Here is an 11,885-nt window from a genome sequence, read left to right as displayed (position 1 = left end):
TCAAGCCCGTTTCGTCGAACGCTGATCGCCGGGTGCGCCGTCCGAAAGGGTTTTCCGCACATCGGCCGCTGAAGCAGCATCCTGCCAGCGGTCCCGCAGATCCGGCAGGTTTACCTCTGTTCCGAGCAATCGCTTTGCCACACGCGGCAGGGATGCCGCCCCCATGCTGAGTTTGGTCACGCCGGACGCGACAAGAAGGAGGGCTGCATCGGGATCGCCCGCGGCTTCGCCGCAGACGGAAACCGGAATATTGGTCGCTCCCGCCGCTTCGACAACATCGCGGATGAGGGAAAGCACGGCCGGATGGGCGGCGTCGGCAAAGGTGCCAAGCCGTGGATTGCCCCGCTCCGCCGCAAGGGTGTACTGGGTCAGATCGTTGGTGCCGATGGAAAAGAAATCCGCCGCATGCGCAAACTGTTTCGCCGTCAGTGCGGCAGCCGGCACCTCAACCATGATGCCGAGATCGATGGGCCAGCGATGATCGATTTTTGCAGCATCGAGTGCCGCATGTGCCTCGTCCAGGGCCCGGCGCGCCGCGTGCAGTTCATCGACCTGCGTCACCATGGGCAGCATGATCCGCACATCATGCCCGGCGGCAGCGCGCAAGATCGCACGCAGCTGCGTCTGGAAGATTGCCGGTTCCGCGAGGGAAAGACGCAAGCCACGCACACCGAGGAACGGGTTGGCTTCTTCAGGCATGTTCATATAGGGAACAGGCTTGTCCCCTCCGGCATCCAGCGTGCGCACGACAATCGGCTTGCCCGCGAATACATCAAAGATCGCTTTGAGTTCGCGCATCTGCTCGATTTCACCAGGGGCCTCCTGCCGGTCCAGGAACATCATTTCGGTGCGCAGCAGGCCGATGCCCATGGCACCGGCTTTCACTGCGGCCTTGGCATCGCCAACGCCGACAACATTGGCCCACAGCTCAATACGGCGCCCGTCCCGCATTTCTATGCTGCCGTCAATCAGGGGGGAGCCGGAAGCATCCAGCTTTTCTTCATCACGCGCCTTGACGAACGGCGCGCTTTGTTCAGGTGTCGGATCGAACAGAACAGCACCCGTGGCGCCATCGAATGCAACGGTTGCCGCATCCGCCAGAACAAGTCCCCCGGCATTGGCGATGGCTGGAATACCGGCCCCGCGCAACAGGATTGCCGCATGCGAAGTCGCGCCACCGCGCCGCTCGATCACGCCGAGGACCTGAGCGGGATCGAGAACGAGGGCTACGGACGGCGGCAACTCGTCCGCAAGCAAGATGGCTGGCGGCCCGGCCGGCAGTTCAAATGCCGCACGGCCGAGCAACGCCGCGATGATTGTATCGCGCAGATCGAGCAGATCGGCTTCGCGCGCACGCAGATAGGCATCCTCAAGGCTGCGATATGCCAGTGCTGCCTTGTCAAAGACCGCCGAAACCGCCGCGGTTGCATTCAATTTTTCATCGGTGATTTTGGTCCGGGCAGCGGGAATGAGTCCCGGCTCGGCCAGAAGTCCGATTTGAACAGCCGCGATGTCTCCCGCCATGCCATGCGTCTTGCCCAGGGTTTCGCCAACGGAGGCAATGACGGCATCCAGACGGGCAATTTCGGCCTGCGGATCGGCAATGGATGCGTTCGACACCTCGAGCACGGGGCGCTTGAGAACAGTCAGCGGTCCAACGGCGATTCCCGGAGAAACGGGGGTCGCATTGCCTTTCGCAACGACTTGCGCCGGTGCTGCTGCAGGGTCGGCCTTGCCGGCCAGGCTCCGGATAAGGTCGCGCATAGCGGATACGGCCTCTTGTGCATCCGCACCGCTCGCCGTGATGATGAGGCGATTGCCTTGCCGCACGCCAAGCGTCATGAGGTCGATCATGCTGACCGCCGAAGCGGCTGATTTGTTGCCGTCCGCCCGGGCAATGCCGATCTGCGATTTGAATTTTGCAGCCAGTGCAGCAACCTGCGCGGCGGGGCGCGCATGCAGACCATGCGGATCCGGAATGACCGCCTCCGCCGTGGCATCGGGCGCGCCGGTATCTGCCGGTACAGCCTCCGGCGCGGACGACACCTCACCGCCCAGCTGCTCAATCTTGGGCCGCAGCGCCTGCACCGCCTGACGTTCAACCTCCGCGCGCGGCAGACCCTGCCCCGCCGCCACCGCAGCCGCAATGGCTCCTTCGACAAACGGCGCCGCCGATAAAATCACACGCGTGCGCTGGTCGCCCTCGGTCAGGTCCAGCGCCATCTCCGCCGACAGAAGTGCGCTGCCGAGATCCATGAGCACGAGACAGCCCGCCGGATGGTCCGCCTCGGTCAAGGCTTCGAGAATACGCATGGCGTCGGTGCCGATCTCGTCACCATTGTCCCCCATCCCAGCGGCGCAGATGATCGTGACCGTATCCCCGGTCATCTGCCGCGCCAGCGCGGCGACACCCTCGGCAAGCATGCGGGAATGCGAAACGAGGATGAGCGCGACGTGATCAGACGCGCCGCTCATGCTGCGGCAACATCAGCGAGTGCTTTAAGCAGGTAATGGGTGGACGTCGCGCCGGGATCCTGATGGCCCACGCTGCGGTCTCCGAGATAACTCGCTCGGCCCTTGTGTGCCACGAGCGGAATGGTTGCCTTCATGCCGGTTTCGGCCGCCGCCGCGCTCAGGGCCAGCGCTTCGGCAAGCGGCTTGCCGGCGGCCTGCTTCAGCGCATCGGCGGCAGGAGACAGCGCATCGATCATGGTCTTGTCGCCCAGCGCCGCCTTGCCGCGCTGCACGATGCCGGCAAGGGCGGCTTCCAGGCAGGCCGTCCAGTCGGCAAGGGTAAGATCAACCTTGCCCGTCGCCTTCACCGCAGCGCTGAGAAAAAATGTCGAATAGAGCGGACCGCTGGCGCCGCCTACGGTCGAGAGCAATGTCATCGCCGCCGTCTTGAAGACCGCAGCGGCATCCGGGAATGACTGATCCGCCAGTTTGGCTTTGACCGCGAGGAAGCCGCGGGCCATGTTCTCGCCGTGATCGCTATCGCCAATCGGCGCATCGAGTTCCGTCAGATAGGCCTTCTCACGCTCATAGACATCGGCAGCACGGTTGATCCACGTGACAAGCGTTGCGACGGACAGCACATCCATTTGAGTATCTCCCGGATAGATTTTGACAACAATGGTCCCACCCCGCGAACGGGATGGGACTTGATTTCACAGCTTGGCCGAAGCCCGGACAGAGGGCTTCAGCCGATCATGTCAGGCGCCCCAGCGCAGCGATGGCGTGACCACCGGAGCGTCCCAGAACTTCACCATTTCATCGTCCAGTTTCAGCAGGGTGATCGAGCATCCCGCCATTTCCAGACTGGTGACATAGGACCCGACAAGATTGCGGACGACTTTCAGCCCGTGTTTCGCCGCGATCTCATATGCCTTGCGATAGACGATATACAGTTCGATCTGCGGCGTTCCCCCCATGCCATTGACGAAGAGAAGCACATTGTCGCCGCTCTTGAAAGGCAGGTCCTCGAGAATGGGCTCGAGCAGCATTTCCGCCACGCGATCCGCACTCTCCAGCTTCACCCGGTGCCGGCCCGGCTCGCCATGAATGCCGATGCCGATTTCCATCTCATCCTCCTGCAGGATGAAGGATGGCTTGCCCGCATGCGGCACGGTGCAGGCCGACAATGCCATGCCCATGGAGCGGCCGTTGGCATTGACCCTGCGGCAAAGATCCGCCACCGGTGCGAGCGGCATCCTGGCTTCTGCGGCACCGCCGCATATCTTTTCCGCCAGAACCGTCGTGGCAACGCCGCGCCGGCCGGCGGTCCATGTCGAGTCCTTCACCGCCACGTCATCGTCGATGACAACACTTTCGACATCGATGCCTTCTGCCCGGGCAAGATCGGCGGCCATTTCGAAATTCATCACATCGCCGGTGTAGTTCTTGACGATGTGAAGAATGCCTGCGCCACCGTTGACCGCCTTTGATGCTTCCAGCATCTGGTCCGGGGTCGGGCTGGTGAAGACCGCTCCCGGACAGGCTGCATCGAGCATGCCCCGGCCGACAAAGCCGCCATGCATGGGTTCATGACCGCTGCCGCCCCCCGAAAGGAGGGCGGTTTTTCCCCGAACGGGCGCATCGGCCCGCGTGATGAAATTGGGGTTGCGGTGGACTCGGATCAGATCGCCATGGGCGGCAGTCATGCCGTCCAGAGCTTCCTCCACGACAGCGTCGGGAGCGTTGATCAGCTTTTTCATGCCAGCCTCCTTGGGTTAAATCAGGGCCTTGATGAAGAACGCAGCAATGATAGCACCAACGATAGGACCGACCACCGGAATCCACGAATAGCCCCAATCGGAGCCGCCCTTGCCGGAGATCGGCAGCACGGCGTGGGCAATACGCGGTCCAAGATCGCGGGCCGGATTGATGGCGTAACCGGTGGTTCCGCCGAGCGACAGACCGATGGCCCAGACCAGCATGGCAACCATGTAAGGCCCGATGGCCGGGGTGATGCCGGCGCCTGCAACCGCTTTCGAGAAGATGGCGGCAATGACGAAGACCAGCACGAAGGTGCCGATGATTTCACTGATAAGGTTCGCCCCCGTATTCCGAATGGCCGGTCCCGTGCAGAAAACCGCAAGTTTCAGGCCGGCGTCCGATGTTTTCGCCCAATGCGGCAGATATTGCAGCCAGACGATGACCCCGCCGAGGAAGGCACCAATCAGCTGAGCCGGAATATAGGACGCGATCTTCGAATAATCGCCCGATACAACAGCAAAGCCGATTGTCACTGCCGGATTGATGTGCGCGTCGGGACTGCCTGTCGATGTGGCGACAAACACGCCCGCGAGCACCGCAAATGCCCAGCCGGCGGTGATTGCCACCCAGCCCGCATTCTGCGCCTTCGAACCCTGCAGCAAAACACCGGCAACGACGCCGTCGCCGAGAATGATGAGCATCATCGTCCCCAATAGTTCACCGATAAATGGTGTATGCATAGTCTCCTCCTCCTAAAAATGATGATGAACGGAACAAAGGGAGCTGCAACGAGCGCAGCTCCCTCCAATTGACGATGTATTAATCCACCCAGTCAAGCGAACGGGTTACAGCCTTGTTCCAGGCGGCAAAGAGCTTGGTACGCTCGGCCTTTGACATGGCCGGATGCCAACGCTTGTCGACGCCCCAGTTTTCCACGATGTCATTGGTGGATTTCCAGTAACCGACGGCGAGACCGGCCGCGTAGGCCGCACCCAAAGCCGTGGTCTCGATGACCTTCGGGCGCACGACCGGCACGTCGAGAATGTCCGACTGGAACTGCATCAGCAATTCATTGACGGTCATGCCGCCATCCGTGCGCAGTTCCTTGATCTCGACCTTGGAGTCCTTGACCATGGCGTCGAGCACTTCGCGCACCTGGTAGGCGCTGGCCTCGAGCGCCGCACGGGCAATGTGTCCCTTGTTGGCAAAACGTGTCAGGCCGGCAATGACGCCGCGGGCGCTGTCCTTCCAATGCGGCGCATAAAGACCGGAAAACGCCGGGACAAAATATACGTCGCCATTGTCTTCCACCGTCCGGGCCAAAGCTTCGACGTCGGGGCTTGTCTGAATGATGCCGAGGTTGTCACGCAGCCATTGCACGAGGGCGCCGGTGATGGCGATGGAACCTTCGAGCGCATAAACCGCCTTCTTGTCCCCGAGCTTGTAGCCGACCGTCGTCAGCAGGCCGAAGGTCGATGGAACGAGCTTTTCACCCGTATTCATCAGCATGAAGCAGCCGGTACCATAGGTGTTCTTGGCTTCACCCGGATTGAGGCATGCCTGGCCGAACAATGCCGCCTGCTGATCGCCGAGAATGCCGGCAACGGGCACGCCCTGGAGCGGTGCCGCCTTGATCTCGCCATAGACTTCACTCGACGAGCGGATGGTCGGCAGGCAGGCGCGCGGAATGTTGAAGAGCTTGAGAATCTCGTCATCCCAATCCAGGGTCTTGAGGTTCATCAGCTGCGTGCGGGAGGCATTCGTCACATCCGTGATGTGAATGCCGCCATCGGCGCCGCCGGTGAGGTTCCAGACCAGCCAGGTATCGATATTGCCGAAAAGCACCTCTCCTGCCTCAGCCTTGGCACGCGCGCCGGGCACGTTGTCGAGAAGCCAATGCAGCTTCAATCCGGAAAAATAGGTCGCAAGCGGCAGACCTGTCTTTTCGCGCAGCCGATCCTTGCCGCCGTCCTTCGCGTAGCGGCCGACGAGCTGGTCCGTACGGGTATCCATCCAGACCACGGCATTGTGCAGCGGCGCGCCCGTCTTCTTGTCCCAGAGAACGCTTGTTTCGCGCTGGTTGGTGATACCGACCGAGACCAGATCCGATGCGGAAAGCTTGGCTTTCTTGAGCGCACCGGCAACGACGCTCATCGTGTTGCGCCAGATCTCGATCGCGTTGTGTTCAACCCAGCCGGGTTTGGGAAATATCTGCTCGTGTTCCTTTTGATCGACGGCAATGACAGTACCCTTTCGATCAAAGATGATGAAGCGGGAACTGGTTGTGCCCTGATCAATGGATCCAACATATTTCGTCATACTTTCCTCCTGTTTCTTCTCTTGCGTTCGGTGTGGTGTTTCGGCTCGGCCAGAGATCGCAACCGCAAGCCTCCCGGCTCCCCAGACGGATTGCGATCCCCTTGGTTTGGATGTCGGATGGTGAATTGAAAACAAGGTTCTGAGCAGCCATTGCGCCGCGGCAAGCGGCGCGTTTTGGACTGGCGGCCATGCTCAAAAGAAGTGACGGCGTACACGCTGGTCCGGCAGGCTCATGATCGGAGAAGCGCCAGATCCTGCTATCGGATACCCCGCAAAACGCCGTGTCCACGGCGGGCTGGGCAATGCCGCAGCCGACGAGATCAACTCCGAAAACAATGAGCCCGTAAGGACGTGCTTGCACGTGCCACCCCAACTCTAGCGTTCCACCGGATACAGCCGCTGTCTAAGCGATCATTTGTCGTTGATGAAACGATAACCGAAACCAAACGCGAAGGCAAGGAATGTAAAGTGAAAATAAAACGCGCATTCACAACCGCTTACACGTCACTGAATGGGCTGGCCTCGCGGCCAGCCGCCACCTGCTATTGCGCTCGGCGCTGGACGGTTTTGGCCATGAAGGTTTCGAGGGCGGCGGTTTCTGCGCCGGTGACATGCAGGCCGACCTTGGTGCGCCGCCACAGGACATCCTGTGCGGTCATCGCCCATTCCTGCGCGATGAGATAGCGCACCTCCGCCGCGTAGAGATCCCAGCCGAAATGCTCGCCGAGATCGGCTAGGGATGCCGCCGTGCCCAACAGCCCCCAGGCCCGCGTGCCGTAGAGCCGTACGAGCCGGTAGGCATGGCGCGGTTCGAGGAAGGGGTAATCGGCTTGCAGCCGCTGCAGCTGCGCCGCAAAGCCGTCCGCCGGGAAATCGCCGCCCGGCAGCGTGCCGGCCGCCGTCCATGGCTTGCCCCTGGCCCCGAGCTTCTCCTCGATCTTCTCCAGCATGTGCTCCGCCAGCCGCCGGTAGGTGGTGATCTTGCCGCCGAAAATGTTCATCAGCGGCGCCAGCCCCGCCGGCGCATCGCTTTTCAGCACATAGTCGCGCGTCGCCTCCTGCGCCTTCGAGGCCCCGTCATCATAGAGCGGGCGCACCCCCGAATAGCTCCACACCACATCGGCGCGCTGCACCGGCGCGGCAAAATATTCGCTGGCCGCCGCGCAGAGATAATCGGTCTCCGCAGCGGTGATCGTCACCTCGGCCGGATTGCCGTGATAATCCTGGTCCGTCGTGCCGATCAGCGTGAATTCCTGCTCATAGGGAATGGCGAAGATGATGCGCCCGTCGGTGTTCTGGAAGAAATAGGCGCGCGGATCGTCGAACTTTTTGCGCACCACGATGTGGCTGCCCTGCACCAGGCGCACATTGTGCGCCGCCTTCAGCCCGGCCACGCCGGTCAGGACCTCGTCCACCCAGGGACCGGCCGCATTGACCACGAGCCGCGCCCGCACCGTCTCCACCGCGCCCGACAGGGCGTCCTGCACGTCCAGCGTCCAGCCATCGGCCGCGCGCCGCGCTGCCGTCACCTTGCTGCGGGTGCGGATCACCGCGCCGCGGTCGGCCGCATCGCGCGCATTGAGCGCCACCAGCCGCGCATCATTGACCCAGCAGTCGGAATATTCGAACGCCCGCGTATAGAGCGACTTCAGCGGCCTGGCCGCCGCATCGCGCGTCATGTCGAGCGTGCGCGTCGCGGGCAGCTTCCTGCGCCCGCCAATGTGATCGTAGAGGAACAGGCCCAGCCGCAGCAGCCAGGCCGGGCGCAGCCCCGCATGGTGCGGCAGCACGAAGCGCAGCGGCCAGATGATGTGCGGCGCCGCCGCCCACAGCACCTCGCGCTCCATCAGCGCCTCGCGCACCAGGCGGAACTCGTAATATTCCAGATAGCGCAGCCCGCCATGGATCAGCTTGGTGGAGGCCGACGAGGTGCCGCTGGCCAGGTCGTTCATCTCGGCCAGACACACGCTGTAGCCGCGCCCCACCGCATCGCGGGCAATGCCGCAGCCATTGATGCCGCCGCCAATCACGAAAATGTCGTAGATCCCGTCCTGTGCCACCGCTCATCTCCCTGTTCGCAACCGTCCTGCCCGCCAGCACCAGCCAATATAGCACCACTGCGAAACAAATACGAAACCAAAAGAAAATATAACGCGCATCAACTCACCCGGCAAGATATATTGCGGACGTGGATGTTCTCCGGCGGCTATTGCGCGCCCCGAAGAATGAGATCGGCAGCCTTTTCTGCAATCATGATGACAGGCGAATTGGTATTGCCGGAAACGATGCTTGGCATGATGGACGCATCGACAACGCGCAGGCCCGCGACACCGTGCACCCGCAGGGCACGGTCGACAACGGACCGGTCGTCGCTGCCCATCCTGCAGGTCCCGACGGGATGAAAAATCGTGGTCGCGATATCCCCGGCGCGCTGGATCAATTCGTCGTCGCTCTGGTACTGCGTGCCGGGCAGCATCTCGGACGGATGATACTTTTTCAAGGTTTGCGTTGCCATGAGATTACGCGCGTGGCGGATCGACCGGGCCGCCAGCAGCCTGTCGCCCGGCGTGGAGAGGTAGTTCGGCCGGATCTCCGGCTGCCGGCTGGCATCGGGTCCGGTAACGTGGACGCTGCCACGGCTTTCAGGGCGCAGATTGCAGACGGACACGGTCACGGCGGGATAGCGGTGCAGCGGTTCGCCGAGACGATCCGTGCTGAGCGGCTGGACGTGGTATTCCAGATCGGGTGTCAGCAGCGCGGGGTCGCTTTTGGCAAAAATGCCGAGCTGGCTCGGTGCCATCGACAATGGCCCCGAACGGCGCAACGCGTATTCCAGTCCCATCGCGGCGCGCGACAAGAGGTTGTGGTAGAGCTGGTTCAGCGTTTTCGCTCCTTCGATGCGGAAAACCGTGCGGATCTGCAGATGGTCCTGCAGGTTCCCGCCGACGCCGCGCAGGTCATGAAACGATTCAATACCCGCCTGTTTCAGGAGATGAGAGTCTCCGATACCCGACAGTTCAAGGATTTTCGGCGAGTTGATCGCGCCCGCCGCCAGAATGATTTCCCGAGCGGCAGCCTTGCAAAGCTGGCCGTTTCGTTCAAAGCGGATCGCTGTTGCGCGCTTGCCGTCAAACTCCAGTCTTTGCACCTCCGCGCCGGTCAATACCCGGAGATTGGATCGCTTCAAGACAGGGCGTAGGAACGCCTTGGTGGTGTTCCAGCGAACACCGCCGCGCTGATTGACCTCGAAATAGCCGGAGCCCTCATTGTCACCGCCATTGAAATCATCGGTCTTGCCAATGCCAAGCTCTTCGGCCGCATCGCGGAACGCATCGAGGATGGGCCAGGACAGGCGTTGCCGTTCCACGCGCCATTCGCCCCCTGCCCCATGCAGCGGCGAACGTCCACGGTAATTGTCTTCGGATTTGAGGAAATAGGGCAGGACATCGTCCCAGCCCCAGCCGGCGTTCCCGGCCTGCCGCCAGCCATCATAATCGGCGGCCTGCCCCCGCATGTAGATCATGCCGTTGATCGACGAACAGCCGCCCAGCACCTTGCCGCGCGGATAGGGAAGCGAGCGGCCGTTCAGCCCTGCCTCCGCAGCGGTTTTCATCATCCAGTCCGTGCGCGGATTGCCCATGCAATAGAGATAGCCGATGGGTATGTGAATCCAGTGATAGCGGTCGCTGCCGCCCGCCTCGAGCAGGAGAACGCGGTTTTTCGGATCGGCTGACAGGCGGTTGGCCAGCACGCAGCCGGCCGATCCGGCCCCCACGATGATAAAATCATAGGCACCTTCATCTATTGGCGATGCATTGCTCACGCTGCAGCCTCCGCCATCGCGGCGTCACGCGCGGCCATGCGCTTCCAGACCGGCGCCATGGCATCGGCGATATCCCGGTAGAGCTGATAGCGCCTGGCATAATGGCCAGCCCTTGCAGCATCCGGCCGGTAGGACCGCTCCGTCACGACCATGGCCGCGGCACCGGCATCGAAATCGGAGAAAATGCCGACCGCTGTACCCGCGGCGATTGCTGCGCCAAGCGCGCCCGTCTGGCTCGACCGCGCCACCGTCACCGGAACCCCCAGGACATCGGCAAAAATTTGCGGCCAGATCAGGCTGCGCGAACCGCCGCCGGACAGCACCGCCTCGTCGAAATTGGCGCCTGCGTCCCGCAGTGTTTCGATATGCTGGCGATGGCCAAAGGCCACGCCTTCCAGCAAAGCCCGGATCAGGTGACCTTTCGTATGCCAGCCCGCGACGCCATAAAAACCTGCCCGGGCATTGCCGTCCTGCTGCGCGCCGTAGAGGAACGGGTGATAGAGCGGATCGTCGGCGGACGGTTCCACCGCCACCGCCAGTTCACAGCAGCGATCGAACGGCGAGCCTCCATCCGGCTGTTCGCCGTGGAAGAACTCACGCACCAGCCATTCAAGGTTGGCGGCCGACGTCGCGCTCGATTCAATCGCCATGTAACGCTCGCGATCGAAGGTCGACGACATGAAGAACGGTTTTTTGAGGCGGGGCGCGTCAACGACCACCTGATTGATGCTCCAGGTACCGGCGATGATCGACGCTGCACCCGTGCGGGTTACGCCCGAGCCGATTGCCGAGGCAATCACGTCGAAAAGCCCGCCAATGACGGGCGTGCCAACGGCAAGTCCGGTCTGGTCGGCGGCGGCCTGCGTGACCGTTCCGGCGATATCGGCACTCTCTATGAGCGGCGGCAGCAGGTCCATGCAATCGCCGAGCCCGAAGGCGGTCATCAGCTCTCGGTCATACCGCCGCTGTGCGACGTCGAGCAGCCCGCATCCGGCCATGTCGGACACCTCGCTCACGCGCTTTCCCGTCAGGCGGTTGACGATGAAATCCTTGCACAGGAACACCGTGCCGATCCGCGCGAATGTTTCCGGCCGATGGCGTTTGATCCAGGCAAGCAGCGTCGGGGTCTGTGACGGCCAGGGCCGCTGCAGGCCGATCGGATAGGTGCGGTCGCCGACACCTTCCGCCTGCCATTCTTCCACGAGATCCGCCGCCCGTGTGTCCAGGGACTGGATTGCCAGCAAAGGATTGCCCTGACGGTCAAGGGTATAAAGACCGTTGCCATGCCCGGCGCAGCCGATGGCAGCAATCTGCTCCGGGCCTATTCCGGCGTCGGCGATGCAGCGTTGAATGACCCGGCGCGCATTGGTCCAAAGCTCGTCCAGCCCGCGCTCGACGTGCCCCGGATGCGGCATGCTGCTATGCCCCTCCTCGGCAGCCGCCGCAATCTCATTGCCTTGCCGGTCGAAGATGATGGCCTTGATGATGGTGTTGCCGGCATCAAGCCCCAAAAGATACTCTCCCATAC

The 11,885-nt window shown here is 62.4% G+C and carries 8 protein-coding genes; all 8 read right to left on the bottom strand.

What is annotated here, in order from left to right; genetic code table 11:
• Complete coding sequence (gene ptsP / locus ACZ5FP_RS24280) at positions 1-2,475, bottom strand: phosphoenolpyruvate--protein phosphotransferase (protein WP_464664592.1); 2,475 nt, start codon at positions 2,473-2,475, stop codon at positions 1-3.
• The gene (gene dhaL / locus ACZ5FP_RS24275; protein WP_223615866.1) at positions 2,472-3,101 is read right to left on the bottom strand and encodes a dihydroxyacetone kinase subunit DhaL; all 630 of its coding nucleotides are present in this window, start codon (positions 3,099-3,101) and stop codon (positions 2,472-2,474) included. The genes ptsP and dhaL overlap by 4 nt, the downstream gene beginning before the upstream one ends.
• 111 nt (positions 3,102-3,212) lie before the next feature.
• Positions 3,213-4,214: a dihydroxyacetone kinase subunit DhaK gene (gene dhaK / locus ACZ5FP_RS24270; RefSeq protein WP_223615867.1), complete on the bottom strand. Its 1,002-nt coding sequence runs from the start codon at positions 4,212-4,214 to the stop codon at positions 3,213-3,215.
• A 15-nt stretch (positions 4,215-4,229) separates the two neighbouring features.
• The gene (locus ACZ5FP_RS24265; RefSeq protein ID WP_223615868.1) at positions 4,230-4,955 is read right to left on the bottom strand and encodes an MIP/aquaporin family protein; all 726 of its coding nucleotides are present in this window, start codon (positions 4,953-4,955) and stop codon (positions 4,230-4,232) included.
• 79 nt (positions 4,956-5,034) lie between these two features.
• Positions 5,035-6,534: a glycerol kinase GlpK gene (gene glpK, locus ACZ5FP_RS24260; protein ID WP_346305877.1), complete on the bottom strand. Its 1,500-nt coding sequence runs from the start codon at positions 6,532-6,534 to the stop codon at positions 5,035-5,037.
• 542 nt (positions 6,535-7,076) lie between these two features.
• Positions 7,077-8,594 (bottom strand): glycerol-3-phosphate dehydrogenase, encoded by a 1,518-nt coding sequence (gene glpD, locus ACZ5FP_RS24255; protein WP_464664591.1) that lies wholly within the window; start codon positions 8,592-8,594, stop codon positions 7,077-7,079.
• A gap of 146 nt (positions 8,595-8,740) precedes the next feature.
• Positions 8,741-10,357, bottom strand: a complete 1,617-nt coding sequence (locus ACZ5FP_RS24250; RefSeq protein ID WP_464664590.1) for a GMC family oxidoreductase — start codon at positions 10,355-10,357, stop codon at positions 8,741-8,743.
• Positions 10,354-11,883, bottom strand: a complete 1,530-nt coding sequence (locus tag ACZ5FP_RS24245; RefSeq protein WP_464664589.1) for an FGGY-family carbohydrate kinase — start codon at positions 11,881-11,883, stop codon at positions 10,354-10,356. Before ACZ5FP_RS24245 ends, ACZ5FP_RS24250 begins: the two co-directional genes overlap by 4 nt.
• Between the last annotated feature and the right edge of the window lie 2 nt (positions 11,884-11,885).

The sequence above is a fragment of the Phyllobacterium sp. T2-21 genome, assembly GCF_055378485.1.
This window is presented reverse-complemented; position numbering and strand designations above follow the sequence as displayed.